Source organism: Rhizobium sp. WSM409 (assembly GCF_057653825.1).
Window position 1 is genome coordinate 260,199 of sequence record NZ_JBYGKP010000003.1, and the last position, 19,046, is coordinate 279,244.

Genomic DNA, 19,046 nt, shown 5'->3' on the forward strand with positions numbered 1-19,046 from the left:
AGCGCATCCAGGCTCTCAGCCGAAGCGGGACGGGGTATCGTCGAGGCAGGCCGCGCGAAATTCAAGTGGCAACAGAAGCCAGGCCAAAATGAGATGGCGGCCGAACCTCGAAAGGTTCAATCCTCGCCTTTCAAATCCGCCCTCAGCTTGACCTCCACGAGTGAGCGCCGGAGCTTTCCGCGTCGATCCCCGATGGCGGGTGCGGCCCAAGGCGCTCGGTTAGGTTCTGGAGGAGCGTGTCTCGAGCGGAGTGCTGAACGAGATCGATGGCAAGGGTCAGGGCGCGGCGGCCTTCGTTGCTATCGATCTCACAGTGGTTCTTCGTGCACCACCGCCGAACCGCGGTGATGACGATATCAATGTCTTGATCGGACAAGGTAATGAGGGACTGAAGCATTTCGATGCCTCCAAAATCCGATAGGAGCAGCCCTGCGGTCATGCCAAGGGATGAAATCGAATTCGCTAGTGATGAGCAGTGGACGTCGCCGCGTTGATCTTCAGCGAATGAGGGCTGTCAAACTTCATGATCAGCAGCGTGACCAGTTCCTCCGGCGTCCTATGTCCTTGGCTAAAGAGATCGACAGCCGCGCTACAGAGCAATTCCGTAGCTTGTTCCGTCGGCGTGACGCGGTTATGCCGGTACCAGGTTCGAACCGCCTCCGTAAGCACGTTCACGTCTTTCGTCTGGAGCGAGAGATTGAGATCGATCATATCATCCTCCTACGCGTCGCCGCTCCAGATTAATCTTGAGTTGAAGCTCGCGTTGAAAACTTAATCCATTGGCACCTCGTCGCCAACCATCAGTGCGGTTGCGCACAGTGGCCGGAAGGGCATCGGCGCCGATGACGAAGGCATGCCCAATGCTGTTGATCTGAACGCCGCGGACCGGCAAGATAGGCGACTTGTCCTTCCGGGCTTTGAAGGATTTCGAATGCCACGCTTCTACTTCAACATTCTGTCTGAAGCAGGATCGCTCGACGACTGGGAAGGAACCGAGCTTGCCGATTTGGATGCCGCTCGCGTTGAAGCGGTGCGTGATGCGCGGGCATTGATGAGCAGTGCCGTGCTGCTTGGATATGACATTTCGTCAAGAAGCGTCGAGATCAGAAACGAAACAGGCGATATCCTGCTCGTGTTGCCCTTTGCGGAAGCGGTGAAGCCAATGGGCTGATCTACCTGGCGCCGAGCGGAAGACCCAGCAACTTCTCGTATTCGCGCTCCGGCACTCCATAACAGCCACCGGCGATTTCGATCAATTTTTCCCTGTCCAGAATTCTAACGTTTCCGCGGGTCGACCGGATGGCCTGGACGCCCTCAAGCACGTGTAGTTCATTGGTGACGCCCGAACGCCGGACACCAAGCATCAATGCCAGAAATTCATGGGTAATTGCCAGGTTGTTGCCTTCGAGGCGGTCGTGACACATCAGGATCCATCGAGCCAGCCGCTCATGCATATTGTAGCGGGCGTTGGCGAGCGCCGAATGGGCGAGCTGCAGCACGGTTGTGTGAACATAGCGAAGGAAGAAATCCTTCATCTCGGGATCATCGGCGAGCGCGCGCTGAAATGTCTCCATCGGCACCATAATTCCGGACCCCGCGACCTGCATGAACGTGCGCGTGGGGGTGGTCTCTACCGCCAGGACGACGTGCATGCCGGATGCGCCTTCGCGCCCGATGTGGCCAATTTCCACAACTTCTTCGTCGATGCTGCTGACAACCATGGATGCCAGGCCCCTTTCCAGGAAACAAACATGCGTGGTCGGCACGTCGTTATCGACGAGAGCATGCCGTAATGGCAGGTCGACGCGCTCCATCCCTTCCGACAGGCGTGCGAAGCGGTCCGCGCTCAACTTTTCCAGCAGGGTATTTGCAACGGTCGATTGGTCGAAGTGGGGCATGGCAGCTCCGCGTGGGGAGCTTGGATGTCAAGCCAAACGCCTGTGGGTGTGGTGAAAAACTACGGGACGGCCGTCGGTTTGACCAGAGGTCCCGAGGAAGTGTGCGTTTATGACAAAACCGCACATAAGCCACTGACATTGTTGATGTGCAGTGGCGATAGCCGGCAACGATGTTTGGTGCCGACCAACAGACCATAGCACATTTCGCGTCGACATGCGCGCTCATTGCGAAAGGATTAATGATGGAAACATTTTGCCTCTTTCAGACCGCCGATAGCCATCAAACTGGGATCGTCATAAGTAGCGAAGGCGGGGACACGTCCATGGGCGTACCAGGATGAGGCCTTGATAAGGTCGGTCACCGCGTTGAGCGTGCCGCTCACGCCATTCCAAGGCGTCGACGCCTTCTAGGCCGCGGGGCGAGCCAGGGTCGATGAATCATGGACGGCGGCGACGCCGGGCGTAAAAACGTGCTTCAGGGACGTTTCGAATGCAGCGGTGCCTTGAATCCCGAGGTCGCGTTGCCGATTTGCGCGAGGACCGACATGATGCAATGGGAGCTCGACGGCGGCATGACCGAGGTTCAACGACGAGGTTTTCTGACGAGGCTAACGGCCTATGAGCCGCTGACGCTGATTATGCTGGCATCCATCGCGGGAGGCTTGTTCGTGCTGCAGCGATTGACGAGCGAGGTTCTTGAGGGCGAGACGTTCCGCTTCGATGACGCGATCCTGCTGGCGTTGCGACGGCCTGGCGAACTTGCCGTGCCGATCGGACCCGGCTGGCTGACGCATGCCATCGGCGACATAACCAGCCTCGGCGGCATTACCGTTCTCTCGCTGATGACGGTTCTCGTGACCGTCTATCTTCTGCTCGACCGGCGCTGGCCGATCGCGATCTTCGTCTTTTCCTCGGTGCTGACCGGCTGGCTGGCGAGCACGCTCTTGAAGATCCTCGTCGCCCGGCCGCGCCCCGATATCGTGCCGCACCTGGTCGAGGTGAGCGATCTCAGCTTTCCCTCCGGACACGCGATGGTCTCGGCGGTGACCTATCTGACGCTTGGGGCGCTGCTGGCCCGGACACAGCGCTACCGGTCGACGCGGATCTTCGTCATGGGCGTCGGCGTCTTCCTCGCCGTCATCATCGGTTTGAGCCGGATCTACCTCGGCGTCCACTATCCCACGGACGTCTTGGCTGGATGGTGCGCCGGTGCACTCTGGGCGCTCGGCTGCTGGCTGATTTCGAAGCGATTCGTTCCGAGCCGCGCTCCAGATGATGTTGGCGAAGCCGGAAAACGGTAAGAGGAGACAGCAGTTCAGGCTGATACGTGATTTCCGCCGGCATAACGGACAAGAACCATGACAACTTTGACAACGATCACCTCGACGGTCACGGCCGCGTTTCTCGGCTCCTTCGTCGAGGTCGTTGAAGCCTTCACCATCATCCTCGCCGTCGGCGTCACGCAGAGCTGGCGTCCGGCCTTCATCGGCACCGGTCTTGCACTCGCCCTTCTCGCTCTTCTCGTGCTGGCTCTAGGTCCGCTGCTCGGCCTCATTCCGATCGAGCTGATGCAGTTCGTCATCGGAACGTTGCTCGTTCTTTTCGGCCTGCGCTGGTTGCGCAAGGCGATCTTGCGGGCCTCGGGCTTCATCGCGCTGCACGACGAGGACAAGGCCTTTGCGGCCGAGACCGACAGCCTGCGGCGCCAATCCGCCGAGCGCCGTGCCAATTTCCTGGCAGGGATCGCGGCTTTCAAGGCGGTTCTGCTCGAGGGGATCGAAGTGGTGTTCATCGTCATCGCCACCGGCGCCGGACACGGCATGATGGGTTATGCCAGCCTTGGGGCCGCCGCCGCCTGCCTGCTGGTGCTGATCATCGGCATCTTCGTGCACAAACCGCTCTCGGCGGTTCCAGAGAACAGCCTCAAATTCGTCGTCGGGCTGCTGCTCAGCGCCTTCGGCATATTCTGGATTGGCGAGGGCGTTGGCGCCGACTGGCCGGGCGCCGATCTTTCGCTTCTGGCGATCCTTGCCGTGCTCGCCGTCTTTTCCTTCGCCGCAGTCCGGATGCTGCGCCGCTATTCCAACACCCATGCCGAGGTCGCCGCATGATGAATATTCTTAAAGTCGTCTTCAGGGAGTTCTTCGGCATGTTCATCGACGACGGCGCGCTGGCGCTGTTGGCGCTGCTATTGATCGCCGCCGTCGGCGTGCTGGTGAAATTCGCGCATGTCGACGCGCTGCTCGGCGCTGCTCTGCTTCTCGTCGGCTGTCTGATGGTCCTCGCCGAGAGCGTGGCACGCGCGGCGCGGAAGAGGTTTCAGCGGAAATAGCCTCGGAACGCTATTGCGGCACCTTGAACAGGTGGCTGATGCGCGTCACCAGCCGAGGAGGTGCGCAAGCTAAGGTTCATTAGGCAGTCTCGCCGGTCACTCCTATGCTCTTCGACCGCGATAGGTCGTTGGAGGCGGAAGCGCTTCGTGGGCTTGAGCCAGTGTTTCGAGCCACGTTGCCAGAACATTCGGAATTTCTTCGTTGCCGGCCTCCATTGATTCAATCCACGACAGCTCGCATTGCAGTGCCGAGGCAATGTTGATTGGCGTCCACCGGATATGCAGCAGGCACTCGGAGAAACGTTCTGAGGTCATGATGAGCCCGTCAATTGTCGCCGGCGTCAGTGTGCCACAGAATGGTGACGGGACCAAACCCCGCACCGAACTGTGAGAACGGAGTTTGGCGGGCGCTCTCAAGAAGGCCTTTTGGACCTCGATCGGCGGAGCAACGTCGCACGGCGACCCTCAATTTTCCTCTATTCAGCCGTCCGCCTTCCGCGTCGTTCTCTCGCGGGAGCGCCTCCTCAAGAGCTTGGATCGGATACGCAACTGGCCAACGGGTGTCAGGCTCTCGCCGAGAACGACATGGGCGTTGAACTCAGGCATCAGAATGAAGCGCCGTCTGGATCAACGACATCCGGATCCTCCTGTGCCGTCTTACCCTTGGCCCTCTGCCTGCGCAGCGTAGTCGCAAAAGACCGTCCGCGACGTGGCTGGCGTTCGGCGGTCAACGCCAGACCCAGATCGTCTTTCCGGATGTCGACCAGGTCGCCCAACCGGTCGACGAGGCCAAGCACAACGAGAACATCGGCGAGCGTGCCTATCCCGACACCAGGATCTCCCTTTTCCAAGCGCGCGACGGTGCTCGGCGACGTGCCCGCCCGCACCGCCAGATCGACCACGGCCATGCTGCGCCGCAAACGAGCGCCGCGGACGTCGTGTCCGAGCCTTTGGAGGGCAGGTTTCGATTTGGGCGATCCCATGGCAGTCATCCCAGATATGGCCGATAAAGTTACTTATAATGTCATATATGATGAGTTGATTGTTTCTACAAGCGCGTTGCGCGATAGACGTCCTGTCAACTACCAGCCCGATAGTCCATGGCTTCTAAAAGGGGTGAGCGCTCAAGATGAGTCCAACCGAAGGGGTCCCCGCTTTTTCTCAGTGAGGCGCCTAGCGCCTTGCCAACCTCCTGCCGGGCCGCTCTGGGCGAAACGTAGCAAGCCATCAGCTCCTCGTTCGCCGGGACGGAGCGTACCTCATTCTCGGGGTTCGCATTGAAGCGGATATGATCCCAGCTGTAAAAGGCCTCGCGCGACCATTGCCCTGGAACGCTACTGCGGCACCTGGAACAGATGACGGATGCGCGTCACCAGCGAGCCAACCGAGCCGCCGTTCAGCGTGGCGCCGTCGGCCGCGAAGGAATGCCGGCCGGTTTCGATGCGGCGCGACAAAGTGGCGGCAAGCTCTTCGGCGATGCCGGGCCGGTCGTGCAGCAGCGGCGTCAGGCTTGCCTGGGCAATCTCGTAGACGACGACGAAGGTCAACGCCCGCAGGCTGGCGGCCTCGCCGACGCCAATCAGCAGCCCGCTTTCGCCGAAATAATCGCCCGGCGCCAGCCGGCCGAGTTCGATTTCCTTGTGGCCTTCCCTCCGTGTGGCGACGAGGGCGCCGCTGCGCACGATCATCAGCGATGCGACCGTATCGCCCTGCTCGATGAGGATGGTATCCTTCTTGTAGGTCCGCCGCGTCATCGAGGCTGCGAGCGTTTCCTTCTCGTCCTCGGTCAGTGAGGAAAACAGCGGGATGGCGTCGAGAAGCTTGAGCGGCGTCGGCCGGTGCGGCTTTGCCATCTCCTCGGGCTGCAATTGCTCGGGCGGTGGGCCGGCGGCGTCGAGCGGTCGCGCCAAGGTGAGACCCGCGGCTTTGACATGGCGGTAGATCAGGTCGAATATTTCGTTTTTCGCCGGCCCCGCCTGGCCGATATCCCGGACGCGGAAGGAGAGCTCCACCTCGATTGCGTCCGACGTCAGTGATTTGATCTGCACGCCGGGTTTCGGCTCAGTCAGGATCGAGTCGCTGCTCAAGAGCACGGCGCGCATGACGTCGATGATCGCCGACGGCCCGATTGTCGGCACGACGCGGACCGTCAGCGTCGCGCCGTGACTGCGGTCAGGACTACTGAGATTGGTCAGCCCGACCTTGGCCAGAAAACTGTTGGGCAGGACGACGAGGTCGTTCGAGCCGTTCAGCAGATGGGTGGAGCGCCAGTTGGTTTCGACGACACGGCCTTCGACGCCGTCATTCAGCACGATCCAGTCGCCGATCGCGTAGGGCCGGCCGAGATTGAGCGCTATGCCGGAAAAGACGTCGCTCAGGGTGCTCTGCATCGCCAGACCGAGAATGACGGCAAGGACGCCAGACGTGGCGATCAGCGTGCCGACGGGAAAGCTGAAGACATAGGCGACCACCGAGAGGATCGCGCCGAGATAGATCAGGCCGATGACCAGATCCTGAACGAGGCGGCCTTCGCGCGGTTGGCGCTCGAAGATCAGGAAGACGCGGACGAAGGCGATCAACGCCCAGGCCGCGTTGATCCACCAGACAACCTTGGCAAGGGCGATGAAGACGCGTTCGAAGGTCGATGCCGTTGTCGGCCCGACCTGATAGGGCACGATGTCATGATAGAGCAGCAGGACGGTCAGCGCCGCGAAGAAGAACACCTGGCCGGCGAGCCTCCAGCTCGGGAAGGGCCGAAGCGCTATGCGCGTGACGATCGCGCCGACCACGGCCAGCGTCCCGGCCTGGACGACAGGATCGGCAAGCACTCCGGACCATGTGAGAGTTTCAAGCATCGATTGTCCACTTGCCAGAGCATGATGCCGAAAAGGGTGAGCGAATTTCGGACGACATCATGCCTCACTATCGAATTCTACACGCGTCATGATCTATCAGATTCGCTTATTGACGAAACGCCGGGTACGCGGCGGTTGGGTGACATCCCTGTGACGTCGGGACCGATTTCGTAAGATGTAACATCTGTGATGATGCGTGTATCCATTAACGAGCTGAAGCCGGGAGCGGCACCGCCTGCCTCTCGACTGGCTGCTTGAAGCAATCCATACCGGTGCATTTTTAACGATCTGCGCGGAGAGGGATTAACCAGCTATTCAACCAGGGCTTGCGATGGTGCGCAGGATTCGCACTTGATGGCCTATGCCGACCCACCGCTCATTTTCGCCCAGATATACAACCAAGAAACGGGCCCGCCCACGGTTCACGATGGAGGCATTCTATCTCGCGATTATCGGAGCAGGGGTCGCCGGATACCTTGGCGTCGAAGCAGCGGGTGCTTCATTCGCCAACCATGGCGTCGGCTGTACGATCAAAGGCAATGTGAGCATCGGCAGCCACGAGCGCATCTACCATCTGCCAGGCCAAGAGTACTACGAGAAAACCAACATTTCCCCTCGGTATGGGGAGAGGTGGTTTTGCTCGGAGGCTGAAGCCCGCGCTGCAGGCTGGCGTCGCGCAAGAAGATAAGCGTCGGCGAAATTGCGTCGAAATATTCTTCGCAGAGTGTCAGGCGGGCAATAATTCTTCCGACAAGCGTAGCTCCAACATGCCAACCTGCTGCGCGACGCGGTCGCAGGCGGTGCCAGCCAAGTCATCCGCGAAGCGATGCGCGACTGGTCCGCCAAATGGTAGAAGCGCAGTGGAGACATCGAGCTGCGTGGGATGTGGGCCGAGGGCAAGGCAAGCGAACTGCCTCGCCAGTCGATTTCGACGAGGCACTCGGCAGGAACTGGAGGCTTGCCCGCGGACATGGCGGTAAAGCTTCTCTAGACGCCGAAGGCATAAGGCAATCGGATGATGGCGCCCCATTGCTTGGGGCGCCACAAGCGCTTGCCTGCTAAGTGCGCGGCTTCAGATTTTCTGGGTCATAGATCGGCTTGTATCCGACGCCGACGACCTCGACCGGATAAGTCTCGGCGAAATACTCGACATTTAGCCTGCGTCCGACCTGGCAATGCGACCAGGGCAGATAGGCTAGCGCAATGTTCTTTCCGACCGTCGGGCCGTAGGCGACCGAGGTCGTGTAGGACCGACGGCCAAGCTCGTCGACCAGGACCTCGCCCGTGGCGGGATCGACAACCGGCATGTTGCCGACGGGATAACGCTTCACGCCCGACTTGTCGGTATTCTCGGTCATCACAAGCGTGCAGAGCATGGCCGGCTGGTGTTCGCGCGCCTTGTATTCCAGGTGCTTTGCCTTGCCGCGGAAATCGGCTTCTTTGACTTTCGGACGGGCGAGATCGGCTTCGATCAGGTTGTACTGGGTCAGGAGGTCGCCGTTCTGCAGGCGCAGGCTCTTTTCCATGCGGCGCGAGTTCGCATAGGTCTCTACGCCGAAGGCCATCACGCCGGTCGCGCGCAGCGCGTCCCAGACGGCGAGGCCGTCTTCGTACTTCATGTGCAGTTCCCAGCCCTGCTCGCCGACATAGGAGATGCGGAAGGCGGTGACGGGCTTGCCGGCGATTTCGATCGGCTTGATCGCCGCGAAGGCGAAGTTTTCCTGATCGAGCCCGGCCGGATCGGCGACAGTCTTCTTCAGCGTGTCGCGCGCGTTCGGACCCCAGATGCCGATCGTCACGAATTTTTCCGAGACGTCGGTGATGATCACGTCGAGGCCGCGGTCTTCGGCGACCCGCTTCATGTAGTGAAGGTCGCGCGGGCCGGCATCGGCGCCGTTGACGAGGCGGCACCGGTCGGCCATGCGGAAGACGGTGAAGTCAGCGCGCACCATGCCTTCGTCGTCGAGAAAGTGGGTGTAAATGCCCTTGCCGATGTTTGCATCGCCGCCGATCTTGGCGGCGCACAGCCATTCCATCAGTTCGACATGGTCAGGTCCCTCGATATCGACCATGTGGAAGTGGCTGAGATTGACGATGCCGCAATCCTCGCTCATCGCCAGGTGCTCGGCATTCGACACGCGCCAGAAATGGCGACTGTCCCATTCGTTCTCGCGGACCGGGACGCGGTCGGCGTATTTCTCCAGAAGGTGCTCGTTGGCGGCGTAGCCGTGCGCACGCTCCCAGCCGCCGAGTTCCATGAAGTAGCCGCCGAGCTCCTTTTCGCGCTCGTAGAAGGGCGAGCGCTTGGCGTTGCGGCCGGATGCATAGGGTTCGCGGGTGTGAACAGCCGGGAAATAGATCTTCTGGGCGGCTTCGTAGCAGCGGCCCTCGATGAACTCTTCCGTCAGCTGATGCGGATAGAAGCGGGCATAGTCGATGCTGTTGTGATCGATTTCAGTCCGGCCATCGGTCATCCAGTCGGCGATCAGCTTGCCGTAGCCCGGGCCGTCCTTGACCCAGATGGCAACGCAGTACCAGAGACCGCGCACCTTCTGGCTCTCGCCGCAGGATGCGCCGCCGCCTGCCGATACTTGCAGCAGGCCGTTGAAGGAGTGACCTTCGTTATAGCCGAGCTCGCCGAGGATCGGCGTCAGTTCCATGGCGCGCTCGAGCGGCTCGATGATCTGTTCCATCTCGAGGTCGCGCTGCGAAGGCGACAGGCGCGCCTCGTGTTTTTCGAGAATGTCGCGCGGGTGGCACATGCGCGGATTGGTGGCTTCGTAATAGCCCCACTCGATCTGGCCGCCCTCCGTCGTCGCCGGGTCGCCGGTATCGCGCATATAGGCGGAGTTGCCCTGATCGCGCAGCAGCGGGAAGCCGATTTCCTTACCGGTGCCTTCGAATTCGTTATACGGACCGAAAAAGGTGAGCGGGTGGTCGACCGGCATGACCGGCAGGTCTTCGCCGACCATCTCCGCGATCAGGCGCCCCCAGAGGCCGGCACAGACGATGACGTGGTCGGCCATGATCGTGCCGCGATGGGTGACCACACCCTTGATGCGACCGCCTTCGACGATCAGCGACTTCGCCGGCGTGTTGCCGAACACCTTAAGCTTGCCGGCCTTTTCGGCGGCATCGACCAGCTTGCCGGCAACGGTTTGCGAGCGCGGAATGACGAGGCCGGCATCCGGATCGTAAAGGCCGCCCATCACCTGATCTTCCTCGATCAGCGGGAACTTCTCCTTGATCTCGGAAGGGCTGACATAATGAGCGCGGGTGCCGAAAGCGCGTGCCGAGGATAGCTTGCGCTTGATTTCCTCCATCCAGGCATCGTCGCCGGTGCGGGCCACTTCGAGGCCGCCAATGCGGGCGTAATGGCCCATCTTCTCGTAGAAATCGATCGAATATTGCGTCGTCCAGACCGACAGATAGTCGTGGCTCGTGGTGTAACAGAAGTCCGAGGCATGGGCTGTCGAGCCGATATCGGTCGGTATGCCCGACTTATCGATGCCGACAATATCGTCCCATCCCCGCTCGACGAGATGATGGGCGATGGAGGCGCCGACGATGCCGCCGAGACCGATGATGACGACCTTTGCCTTTTCCGGAAATGCTGCCACGTGCTGTTCCTTCTATTTATCGCACGAATCAAAATACCCTACCCGCGCTTGACGTACGCTTCGCGCGTGAGATGCAGGAGCCATGCCAGCCTCGTAAGAGGTGTCACATTTGCCGAAGCAGCGGAACCCCCTGACCGCTCAGCATGGAAGCTGCGATGAGGGTATTATGCATAAGGCTCATGATCGTCAGTGGTCCTACGCCGCCTAGTAACGGCGTAATTGCGCCAGTGCGCATCGAGGCGGCGAGGCAACCGCCAAACAGCGCCGGCGCCCCGGCGATCCGTCCCGCATCGAACGATCTGAAAAAGACTGGTGAGCATCGGATATGGCTGGCCATTGCAGACAGCCTATCCGCTCGCACGCCCCGGGGTCACGGCGCTGAAATAGCTGCAAGCCGGTCGATGTCGACCAGCACGATGTCCTCGGAAACAGGCTCGCGATTGTGCAGCCGGAACCATTCGGCAGCTTCCCGCACCCGATCTCCATGCGGCGACGGATAGGCGCCAAGTCCGAGAACCCATTCCCGTACGGTCTCGCGCTCCATCCGCCCGGCCCGGTATCGATCGCAGACGGTTTTCGCCGATGCGACCAGATCGTTGATGCTCTTCACGGAATATCCCTCAATGCACGGACGGCTCTTCATCCTCGAGAAACGATCGAATGCCGTCGCGGGCGACGACGGCCAGGAATTCGTCGAAGGCATCCCTGTCGGTCGGAAATGGCTCGTCCCAGCGGATCAGATCTTCCCCTTGCGTGACCACTTCCATCGTCCAGTCTTCATTGCTGCCCGATGTGCGGAAGATATCGACGAGCACGGTGATCCCGTCGTCGGTGAATTCTCCCGCCAGTTCGGAGTGTTCGAGCTTTTCTTTTTTTGCCATCATTCAGCCACCCGCACCGGGCGGTGCGTCGTTTTCGAGATATTCTTCATATTGAACCGTCTCGGTCTCATTCGTGTCGATCGAGGCATCAGCGCGTTTTGCCAGGCGAACGCCCGCACCCCCGCCATTTTCGGGGATGAAAATTACACCCGCGCCTTCCAGGGCGTGCTTCATATCCTGAAGCGTTCGTTCGTAGGGAGAGCGCTTTGCCGCCTCGAAATTAGCGATCGTCGCCTTGGCGACCTTCGAGGCCGACGAGAGATCGTCCTGAGACCATGCCAAAAGGGCGCGAGCAGCGCGACATTGAGCGGATGATAGGCACAAAACGATAACCTTGCATCAAAAGTGTGATTCTGCCTCGGGCAGATTATATTAAAAACGCAATCTCGATACAAGCGAGGTGAGCGCCCGGCGCCAGCGTGGACCGGGTTTTATTTTCTTTATTAGATTTTAGACCTGCGTTCCGGGCTTACCATACAACGTGCCCACATTACGTCATCAAGAAGAACGTGCCCGGGCCGCATGCACTGGCGAAATCGGCATCTCTTACATGGTGATCTCGATAGAACATGTTCCCATGGTGCCCGTCGTCAACGAACGGCCGCTACCACATTGCCCGTGGCGCGACCGTGTCCGGTCATCAAGCGAGAGCAGCGAGCAGTCCGTCTTGTCGGGCCTCCAGGTGCCTACCTTTTCCATCTCGTAGGCGGGAATCACGCAAGCTAGCGGCGGCCCTGGCTTGCAAGGGTGGTTAGCTACTGTCAGGCGGCGAGAAGAAACAGTTCACGTCGTTTTCCGTCGGATGAAGGCAGATATGATATCGGCCATCGCCGGAGGGAATTTCGTCCCCATACGGAATGAAGAACAGGTGTGGTTTCGTCACGAGGTGGTGGTCGCCGGCATGCAGGAGGACGGAAAACCCGCGGGGCCCTCGACGGATGTCCTGAGCGGGAATGGCCTCACAATCTCCAACCAAACCCTGAGCTTTGCAGCACGCCGGAGGATAGGTCCAGCCGCTCTTCGCTTCATGGGCGTCGGTTCGAACGATAGTGCAGATGGAGATCGCCCCAAGTGCGATCAGGAATACTGTTGATGTGGCGAGCGTCATTGCATGCCTCCTTGGAGGCAGCCCCTCGAAAAACGCCGGGAGGTTGCGCACTGATTCCCAAAAGCGAGATCTTTTCTCGACAGCTCGATTAGCTGTTTTTGCTACCAGCCTGCGCCTGAAGGCCATCGCCGTGATGCGTAGAGGCACTGGGGAGGTGGATCGAACATCGGCGCAATCACGGTACTCCTCGGCTGCGTGGAAGTGAAATCAAACTTCCGCCACGTGGCAAAAGGCATCCCTGCCGTCCTTCATGGCAACCCTCGGGGTGAGTAGGAGTGGAGACTTCGAAGCCCGCAAGTGCACCCCTATGCCATTCTTTCGACCTTCAGTACTCCACGCCCGTCCATCGAACGACAAGGTTGATTGACTGAATATTATTAAAGCCTAATTTAGCTTACCTTTATCACGCACCCGGGAGGTAACAATGCGTGAGCCAGATATGCAAAAACTCGATGCGCTTGTCGGTCGTCTTGTTGGGGACGTCGGCGCCGCCATGTCAGGGGCCTTGGTCGTGCTTGGCGACCAGGTCGGAATCTACAAGGCGATGGCCGACGGAACGCCGATGAGCGTCCAGGATCTTGCCAAGAAGACGGGGATCAAGGAGCGCTATCTCAGGGAATGGCTGAGCGCCCAGGCGGCGGCCGACTATGTCGCTTACGATGAAAAGACCGCTCGTTTCAGCCTGACGCCGGAGCAGGCGATGGTCTTTGGCGAGGAAAACAGCCCGGCCTTCTTCGTCGGCGCCTTCGAGGTCGTGCAATCCATGTGGATGGACGAGCCCAAGGTCGCCGAAGCCTTCCGCACGGGGAAGGGTCTCGGCTGGCATGAGCACAGCACCTGCCTGTTTCGGGGAACCGAGCGGTTCTTTCGTCCGGGCTATAACAGCCATCTCGTCAATGAATGGATTCCGGCCCTTGGCGGGGTCGAAGAAAAGCTCAAGGCCGGCGCCAGTGTCGCCGATGTCGGCTGCGGTCATGGGGCATCGACCATCCTGATGGCGCAGGCCTATCCCGCCTCCCGCTTCACCGGCTTCGACTATCACGGCCCGTCGATCGAAAGGGCAAACGCCGCCGCCAAGGAAGCGGGTGTTTCCGACCGTGTGAGCTTCGAGCAGGGCTCGGCGGCGGAATTTCCGGGGCGCGGCTACGACATGGTCGCCATGTTCGATTGCCTTCACGACATGGGCGATCCGGTCGGCGCCGGCCGGCATGTCAAGGACACGCTTGGGCCGAACGGCACGTGGCTCATCGTCGAGCCCTTTGCCCATGACCATCTTAAGGACAATCTCAATCCGGTCGGCCGCGTCTATTACGGCGCGTCGACGATGATCTGCACGCCGGCATCGCTCTCCCAGGAGGTTGGGCTCGGGCTCGGCGCCCAGGCGGGAGAAATGAAGCTTCGAAAGGTCGCGCTCGACGCCGGGTTCACGCATTTCCGTCGCGCCACGGAAACGCCGTTCAACATGGTGTTCGAAGTCCGGGCCTGAAGCCAGGTCCCGCCGATCGGGACGAGCAGCTATCTCAGTTTTCCGATGCTGGCATACATGCCGGTCGTGCGGAATTCGGTCGGGTTTGTGCCGTAGACACGGCGGAAGACCTTGGAAAAATAGTTGGGGTCCTCGAAGCCGCACATGATGGCGACTTCCTTGACCGGCAGAAAGTCGGCCTTGGTCAGAAGCTTGACGGCGCGCTGCAGGCGTTGCTGCAGCACGAATTCGGCCGGCGGCATACCCTCGCTCTCGGCAAAGCTGCGCGAGAAATGCGCGCGGCTGAGGCCGACGATGCCGGCAAGCTCGCTGACCGGCAGCGACTTTTCGAGATTGGTGTTGATATGGTCGATCACCGGCTGCATCAGGCTGAGCTCGGCGGCGAAGGCCGGCGAACCGAAGACGTCGTCGTAAAGCGCCATCGCCGCTTCATAGGCAATCGCCGAGGCGGCACCCGGCGACGTTGCGCCCTTGACGAGGCGCAGGCTGCAATCGGCGAGATGATCGATGGTCGAGGGCTGGAGCTTCAGCACCGGCCCGGCGGTCGACAGTACCATCTGGTGGATGCGCAGCGTTTCCTCGCCATTCATCGAGATCCAGAAATATTCCCATCGGTCGCCCTTCTCCAGCCAGTAGCGATGATTGTGCGGCACGAGAACGAGCAGCGTGTCGCCGCCTTGAAGGCGATAATTGCGGTGCTGGTAGCGCAGCTGGCCGCTGCCGCTGATCGTGTGCTGCAGCACGGTGAAGGGGGTTTGGCCGCGCCGGCGGCCGTCCCAGTCGTAGCTCTCGTTCTCGCGCACTTCATAGCCGGCGCTGGTCGGCATGGCGTGCAATCGCTGGCGGCCCCGGGGTAGCGAAACCGTCCTCATCGACTGTCCGTTGGCGATCAAATCCTGCAGCACAAAATTACCCCTGAAAGCATAATCCTTCTCTGGTCGCCCTGTCGATTTCGGGCATAATCCCGGCCGACAAGAGGAAGAGACCACGGCCGATAGAGCGGCCGGGAGGAAAAAGGCAGATTTTACGGTGTTTTCAGCCACATGCGTCAGCATGCGGCCTGATCCTCCATAACCTTCTTTTCCTTAGCATTCGATTGGGTCGAGGTGAAGATCATGAGTTTCAAAATCGCTATCATCGGTGCGGGCAGCGTCGGTTTCACCAAGAAGCTGTTTACCGATATATTGTGCGTTCCCGAGTTTCGCGACGTCGAATTCGCGCTGACGGATCTCAGCGAACACAATCTCGAAATGATCAAGGCGATCCTCGACCGCGTCGTCGAGGCGAACGGGCTGCCGACGAAGGTGACGGCGACCACCAACCGGCGCCAGGCGCTGGAAGGCGCGCGTTACATCATCAGCTGCGTCCGGGTCGGTGGGCTCGAGGCCTATGCCGACGATATCGGAATTCCGCTGAAATACGGCATCGACCAGTGTGTCGGCGATACGATCTGTGCCGGCGGCATCCTCTATGGCCAGCGCAACATCCCGGTCATCCTCGACTTCTGCAAGGATATCCGCGAAGTCGCCGAGCCCGGCGCGAAATTCCTGAACTATGCCAACCCGATGGCGATGAACACCTGGGCGGCGATCGAATATGGCAAGGTTGACACCGTCGGCCTCTGCCACGGCGTCCAGCATGGCGCCGAACAGATCGCCGAGGTGCTCGGCGCCAAGTCGCTGAGCGAGCTCGACTATATTTGCTCCGGCATCAACCACCAAACCTGGTTCATCGACCTGCGCCTCAACGGCCGCAGGATCGGCAAGGACGAGCTCATCGCCGCCTTCGAGGCGCATCCGGTCTATTCGCAGCAGGAGAAATTGCGCATCGACGTGCTGAAGCGTTTCGGCGTCTATTCCACGGAAAGCAACGGCCATCTCTCGGAATACCTGCCCTGGTATCGCAAGCGGCCGGACGAAATCACCCGCTGGATCGACATGTCCGACTGGATCCACGGCGAGACCGGCGGCTATCTCCGCCATTCCACTGAAACGCGCAACTGGTTCGAGACGGAATATCCGCAATTTTTGGAATCCGCCGCAAAGCCGATCGATCCCGCCAAGCGCTCGAACGAACATGCCAGCCATATCCTCGAGGCGCTGGAGACGAACCGGGTCTATCGCGGCCATTTCAACGTCAAGAACAATGGCGTCATCACCAACCTGCCGTCCGATGCGATCATCGAATCGCCGGGCTTCGTCGATCGCTTCGGCATCAACATGGTCTCCGGCGTCACCCTGCCGGAAGCCTGCGCGGCCACCTGCATCGCCTCGATCAACGTCCAGCGCATGTCGGTGCACGCGGCGATATCGGGCGACATCGACCTCCTGAAGCTTGCCGTGCTGCACGACCCGCTGGTCGGCGCCGTCTCGACGCCCGAAGAGGTCTGGCAGATGGTCGACGAGATGGTCGTTGCCCAGGCGCGCTGGCTGCCGCAATATGCGCATGCCGTGCCGGCCGCCAAGGAGCGGCTGTCGAAATCGAAGGTGCAGACCCGCGACTGGGCGGGGGCCGCACGCCGCAACGTCCGCTCGATCGAGGAGCTGCGCGCGGAAAAGGCGGCGCTGAAACAGGCCGTCTGATTTTCGTGAAAGATGGGTCGTCATGGGTTTCCGGGAGGGAAATCCATGACGTCAGGCCCGCTTTCATGTCGTTCGAGGAAAAAGGAGCCGCGTGAGCCGTGCTCCGGAACAAGAGGGAGAAACGATGATGAATTTCCGTAACGCAGGCATTCTGGCCGGACTGGCGCTCAGCGTCTCAGCCGCGGCGCTGAATGCATATGCCTCCGAGGCAACCGTTCCGCCGGCGCCGGCGGACTTTCCGGCCGAAGGCAAGATCAACTATGTGGCGCGCGACTCCATTCTGGAGTTCAAGGCGCTGCCCGAATATCACGAGCCCGACTGGGTCACGAAGAATTTCGTCGCCACCGGCAAGCTGCCGCCGGTCAAGGATCGCCTGCCGAAGGAGCCGATGGTCTTCAAGACAGGCAATATGCCCGACGGCATCGGCGTCTACGGCGATACGATGCGTCACGTCATTGGCGGCCGGCCTGAAGGCTGGAACTATGGCGCCGGCCAGACGCAGGGCTGGGGCGGCATCGATATCGGTCTCTCCGAATGCCTGACGCGCACCGCGCCGCTGTTCCAGGTGCAGGCCTCCGACACCGAGCCGCTGCCGAACCTCGCCAAGAGCTGGGATTGGTCGCAAGACGGCCATAAGCTGACCATGCACCTGGTCGAAGGCGCCAAATGGTCCGACGGCGCGCCGTTCAACGCCGACGACATCATGTTCTACTGGGACGACGAAGTCGTCGACCCGAACGTCTCGCCACTCGGCGGCGGCGCCTCGCCGGAAGCTTTCGGTGTGGGAACGACGCTGAAGAAGGTCGACGATTACACCGTCGAATGGACCTTCAAGGAGGCGTTCCCGAAGCAATATCTCTATACGATGTCCTACCCGAACTTCTGCCCGGGTCCGTCGCATATCTTGAAGCCGAAGCATCCGAAATATTCGAAGAACACCTACGACCAGTTCAAGAACGCTTTCCCGCCGGAGTTCATGAACATGCCGGTCATGGGCGCCTGGGTGCCGGTGGAATATCGCTCCGACGATATCATCGTCATGCGCCGCAACCCTTACTACTGGAAGGTGGACGAGAAGGGCGATCAGTTGCCCTATCTGAATGAGCTGCACTACAAGCTCTCGACCTGGGCCGACCGCGACGTTCAGGCCGTGGCGGGATCCGCCGATTTCTCCAACCTCGAGCAGCCCGAGAATTTCGTTGCCTCGCTGAAGCGTGCCGCGGAAAAGACCGCACCCGCCCGTCTTGCCTTCGGCCCGCGCCTGATCGGCTACAATCTTCGCATGAACTTCTCCGCCAACGGCTGGGGCAACCCGGACGAGCGCGGTGAGGCGATCCGCGAGCTCAACCGCAACGAAGATTTCCGCAAGGCCGTCACCATGGCGCTCGACCGCAAGGCGATCGGCGACTCGCTGGTCAAGGGGCCGTTCACCGCGATCTATCCCGGCGGGCTCTCCTCGGGCACCAGCTTCTACGACCGCAACTCGACCGTCTACTATCCCTTCGATCTTAAGGGCGCCAAGGAGGAACTCGCCAAGGCCGGCCTCAAGGACACCGACGGCAACGGCGTCGTGAACTTCCCGGCCGGGACGCTCGGCGGCAAGGATGTCGAAATCGTCATGCTGATCAACAATCAGTACACGACCGACAAGAGCCTCGCCGAAGGTGTCGTCGGCCAGATGGAGAAGCTTGGTCTGAAGATCGTCATCAACGCGCTCGACGGCGCCAAGCGTGACGACGCCCACTATGCCGGCCGCTTCGACTGGCTGATCCAGCGCAACACGACGGAACTGTCGTCGGTGGTGCAGAACACCGAACAGCTTGCCCCTGTCGGTCCGCGCACCAGCTGGCACCATCGCGCCGGCAAGGATGATCAGCTTGATCTGATGCCGTTCGAGAAGGAGCTTGTCGATGTCGTCAACAAGTTCAGGACGAGCCAAAGCAACGACGAGCGCGTCGATCTGATGAAGCAGTATCAGAAGATCTCGACGGAGCACGTCAACACCGTTGGCCTGACGGAATATCCGGGCGCCCTGATCGTCAACAAGCGGTTCTCTAACGTGCCCCAGGGTACGCCGATCATGATGTTCAACTGGGCTGAAGATTCGGTTATCCGCGAACGCCTGTGGGTGGCCGCCGACAAGCAGGGCAAATACGAGCTGTTCCCCGAACAGCTGCCTGGCAAGCCCGGCGACAAGGGTCCCATAAACTAGAGCTCCCTCCCAGCTGAAGTGAGCTTCCGGCCGCGCGTGCAGCGCGCGGCCGGGCAAGACCAACAAGCCGGC

General features: G+C 60.6%; 21 protein-coding genes. 8 read left to right on the forward strand and 13 right to left on the reverse strand.

The genetic code is table 11. The annotated features are described in order from the left end of the window. Positions 1–142: 142 nt before the first annotated feature. On the reverse strand, positions 143–397 hold the full coding sequence (locus tag AC25BC_RS28925; protein ID WP_003554178.1) for a hypothetical protein: 255 nt from the start codon (positions 395–397) through the stop codon (positions 143–145). A gap of 65 nt (positions 398–462) precedes the next feature. Continuing rightward, on the reverse strand, positions 463–711 hold the full coding sequence (locus AC25BC_RS28930; protein ID WP_003554176.1) for a hypothetical protein: 249 nt from the start codon (positions 709–711) through the stop codon (positions 463–465). Positions 712–931: 220 nt separating this feature from the next. On the opposite strand from AC25BC_RS28930, the gene AC25BC_RS28935 reads away from it, so the two are divergent. Next, positions 932–1,171: a DUF6894 family protein gene (locus AC25BC_RS28935; RefSeq protein ID WP_003554701.1), complete on the forward strand. Its 240-nt coding sequence runs from the start codon at positions 932–934 to the stop codon at positions 1,169–1,171. Between the two features lies 1 nt (position 1,172). Here AC25BC_RS28935 and AC25BC_RS28940 read toward each other — a convergent pair whose 3' ends face one another. Beyond that, complete coding sequence (locus tag AC25BC_RS28940; protein ID WP_128438586.1) at positions 1,173–1,898, reverse strand: Crp/Fnr family transcriptional regulator; 726 nt, start codon at positions 1,896–1,898, stop codon at positions 1,173–1,175. 572 nt (positions 1,899–2,470) lie between these two features. Between AC25BC_RS28940 and AC25BC_RS28945 the strand changes: the two genes are divergently transcribed. The 3 genes from AC25BC_RS28945 to AC25BC_RS28955 are packed head-to-tail and all read left to right on the forward strand — an operon-like array spanning position 2,471 to position 4,230. Continuing rightward, a complete protein-coding gene (locus AC25BC_RS28945; protein WP_041935827.1) occupies positions 2,471–3,199 on the forward strand; it encodes a phosphatase PAP2 family protein in 729 nt (242 codons plus the stop codon). A gap of 57 nt (positions 3,200–3,256) precedes the next feature. Further along, positions 3,257–4,009 (forward strand): COG4280 domain-containing protein, encoded by a 753-nt coding sequence (locus AC25BC_RS28950; RefSeq protein ID WP_003554168.1) that lies wholly within the window; start codon positions 3,257–3,259, stop codon positions 4,007–4,009. Next, complete coding sequence (locus AC25BC_RS28955) at positions 4,006–4,230, forward strand: hypothetical protein (RefSeq protein ID WP_003554166.1); 225 nt, start codon at positions 4,006–4,008, stop codon at positions 4,228–4,230. Before AC25BC_RS28950 ends, AC25BC_RS28955 begins: the two co-directional genes overlap by 4 nt. Positions 4,231–4,332: 102 nt before the next feature. Here AC25BC_RS28955 and AC25BC_RS28960 read toward each other — a convergent pair whose 3' ends face one another. The 3 genes from AC25BC_RS28960 to AC25BC_RS28970 form a co-directional block, all read right to left on the reverse strand. Next, positions 4,333–4,545, reverse strand: a complete 213-nt coding sequence (locus AC25BC_RS28960; RefSeq protein WP_003554164.1) for a hypothetical protein — start codon at positions 4,543–4,545, stop codon at positions 4,333–4,335. A gap of 290 nt (positions 4,546–4,835) precedes the next feature. Further along, positions 4,836–5,213, reverse strand: a complete 378-nt coding sequence (locus AC25BC_RS28965; protein WP_003554160.1) for a helix-turn-helix domain-containing protein — start codon at positions 5,211–5,213, stop codon at positions 4,836–4,838. Between the two features lie 351 nt (positions 5,214–5,564). Then, on the reverse strand, positions 5,565–7,085 hold the full coding sequence (locus tag AC25BC_RS28970; RefSeq protein ID WP_003554158.1) for a mechanosensitive ion channel family protein: 1,521 nt from the start codon (positions 7,083–7,085) through the stop codon (positions 5,565–5,567). Between the two features lie 361 nt (positions 7,086–7,446). On the opposite strand from AC25BC_RS28970, the gene AC25BC_RS28975 reads away from it, so the two are divergent. Then, on the forward strand, positions 7,447–7,773 hold the full coding sequence (locus tag AC25BC_RS28975) for a sunset domain-containing protein (protein ID WP_003554156.1): 327 nt from the start codon (positions 7,447–7,449) through the stop codon (positions 7,771–7,773). Between the two features lie 370 nt (positions 7,774–8,143). On the opposite strand, the gene AC25BC_RS28980 is transcribed toward AC25BC_RS28975, so the two are convergent. The 6 genes from AC25BC_RS28980 to AC25BC_RS29005 form a co-directional block, all read right to left on the reverse strand. Then, the gene (locus tag AC25BC_RS28980) at positions 8,144–10,705 is read right to left on the reverse strand and encodes a GcvT family protein (RefSeq protein WP_003554153.1); all 2,562 of its coding nucleotides are present in this window, start codon (positions 10,703–10,705) and stop codon (positions 8,144–8,146) included. Positions 10,706–10,808: 103 nt separating this feature from the next. Beyond that, the gene (locus tag AC25BC_RS28985; protein WP_017996572.1) at positions 10,809–11,042 is read right to left on the reverse strand and encodes a hypothetical protein; all 234 of its coding nucleotides are present in this window, start codon (positions 11,040–11,042) and stop codon (positions 10,809–10,811) included. 33 nt (positions 11,043–11,075) lie between these two features. Next, positions 11,076–11,315, reverse strand: a complete 240-nt coding sequence (locus AC25BC_RS28990; protein ID WP_003554151.1) for a hypothetical protein — start codon at positions 11,313–11,315, stop codon at positions 11,076–11,078. Positions 11,316–11,325: 10 nt separating this feature from the next. Next, positions 11,326–11,586: a hypothetical protein gene (locus AC25BC_RS28995; RefSeq protein WP_003554145.1), complete on the reverse strand. Its 261-nt coding sequence runs from the start codon at positions 11,584–11,586 to the stop codon at positions 11,326–11,328. 3 nt (positions 11,587–11,589) lie between these two features. Then, on the reverse strand, positions 11,590–11,910 hold the full coding sequence (locus tag AC25BC_RS29000; protein WP_003554144.1) for a helix-turn-helix domain-containing protein: 321 nt from the start codon (positions 11,908–11,910) through the stop codon (positions 11,590–11,592). A 427-nt stretch (positions 11,911–12,337) separates the two neighbouring features. Next, complete coding sequence (locus AC25BC_RS29005) at positions 12,338–12,694, reverse strand: hypothetical protein (protein WP_003554142.1); 357 nt, start codon at positions 12,692–12,694, stop codon at positions 12,338–12,340. Between the two features lie 424 nt (positions 12,695–13,118). On the opposite strand from AC25BC_RS29005, the gene AC25BC_RS29010 reads away from it, so the two are divergent. Further along, a complete protein-coding gene (locus AC25BC_RS29010; RefSeq protein WP_128438587.1) occupies positions 13,119–14,180 on the forward strand; it encodes a class I SAM-dependent methyltransferase in 1,062 nt (353 codons plus the stop codon). A gap of 29 nt (positions 14,181–14,209) precedes the next feature. Here AC25BC_RS29010 and AC25BC_RS29015 read toward each other — a convergent pair whose 3' ends face one another. Next, positions 14,210–15,235: an AraC family transcriptional regulator gene (locus AC25BC_RS29015; RefSeq protein ID WP_206642367.1), complete on the reverse strand. Its 1,026-nt coding sequence runs from the start codon at positions 15,233–15,235 to the stop codon at positions 14,210–14,212. Positions 15,236–15,295: 60 nt separating this feature from the next. Between AC25BC_RS29015 and melA the strand changes: the two genes are divergently transcribed. Further along, the gene (gene melA / locus AC25BC_RS29020; RefSeq protein ID WP_128438588.1) at positions 15,296–16,762 is read left to right on the forward strand and encodes an alpha-glucosidase/alpha-galactosidase; all 1,467 of its coding nucleotides are present in this window, start codon (positions 15,296–15,298) and stop codon (positions 16,760–16,762) included. A gap of 124 nt (positions 16,763–16,886) precedes the next feature. Beyond that, entirely contained in the window at positions 16,887–18,974 is a 2,088-nt protein-coding gene (locus AC25BC_RS29025) for an ABC transporter substrate-binding protein (protein ID WP_003554134.1), read from the forward strand. The last annotated feature ends 72 nt before the right edge of the window (positions 18,975–19,046 follow it).

Bases quoted from the DNA above. Each gene is read 5' to 3' on its own strand.
- melA (WP_128438588.1), top strand. From the start codon at position 15,296: ATGAGTTTCAAAATCGCTATCATCGGTGCGGGCAGCGTCGGTTTCACC.
- AC25BC_RS29005 (WP_003554142.1), bottom strand. From the start codon at position 12,694: ATGACGCTCGCCACATCAACAGTATTCCTGATCGCACTTGGGGCGATC.
- AC25BC_RS28940 (WP_128438586.1), bottom strand. From the start codon at position 1,898: ATGCCCCACTTCGACCAATCGACCGTTGCAAATACCCTGCTGGAAAAG.
- AC25BC_RS29010 (WP_128438587.1), top strand. From the start codon at position 13,119: ATGCGTGAGCCAGATATGCAAAAACTCGATGCGCTTGTCGGTCGTCTT.
- AC25BC_RS28960 (WP_003554164.1), bottom strand. From the start codon at position 4,545: ATGACCTCAGAACGTTTCTCCGAGTGCCTGCTGCATATCCGGTGGACG.
- AC25BC_RS28970 (WP_003554158.1), bottom strand. From the start codon at position 7,085: ATGCTTGAAACTCTCACATGGTCCGGAGTGCTTGCCGATCCTGTCGTC.
- AC25BC_RS28985 (WP_017996572.1), bottom strand. From the start codon at position 11,042: ATGGCCAGCCATATCCGATGCTCACCAGTCTTTTTCAGATCGTTCGAT.
- AC25BC_RS28955 (WP_003554166.1), top strand. From the start codon at position 4,006: ATGATGAATATTCTTAAAGTCGTCTTCAGGGAGTTCTTCGGCATGTTC.
- AC25BC_RS28925 (WP_003554178.1), bottom strand. From the start codon at position 397: ATGCTTCAGTCCCTCATTACCTTGTCCGATCAAGACATTGATATCGTC.
- AC25BC_RS28945 (WP_041935827.1), top strand. From the start codon at position 2,471: ATGACCGAGGTTCAACGACGAGGTTTTCTGACGAGGCTAACGGCCTAT.
- AC25BC_RS28930 (WP_003554176.1), bottom strand. From the start codon at position 711: ATGATCGATCTCAATCTCTCGCTCCAGACGAAAGACGTGAACGTGCTT.
- AC25BC_RS29015 (WP_206642367.1), bottom strand. From the start codon at position 15,235: ATGCTGACGCATGTGGCTGAAAACACCGTAAAATCTGCCTTTTTCCTC.
- AC25BC_RS28975 (WP_003554156.1), top strand. From the start codon at position 7,447: ATGCCGACCCACCGCTCATTTTCGCCCAGATATACAACCAAGAAACGG.
- AC25BC_RS28935 (WP_003554701.1), top strand. From the start codon at position 932: ATGCCACGCTTCTACTTCAACATTCTGTCTGAAGCAGGATCGCTCGAC.
- AC25BC_RS28995 (WP_003554145.1), bottom strand. From the start codon at position 11,586: ATGGCAAAAAAAGAAAAGCTCGAACACTCCGAACTGGCGGGAGAATTC.
- AC25BC_RS28950 (WP_003554168.1), top strand. From the start codon at position 3,257: ATGACAACTTTGACAACGATCACCTCGACGGTCACGGCCGCGTTTCTC.
- AC25BC_RS29025 (WP_003554134.1), top strand. From the start codon at position 16,887: ATGATGAATTTCCGTAACGCAGGCATTCTGGCCGGACTGGCGCTCAGC.
- AC25BC_RS28965 (WP_003554160.1), bottom strand. From the start codon at position 5,213: ATGGGATCGCCCAAATCGAAACCTGCCCTCCAAAGGCTCGGACACGAC.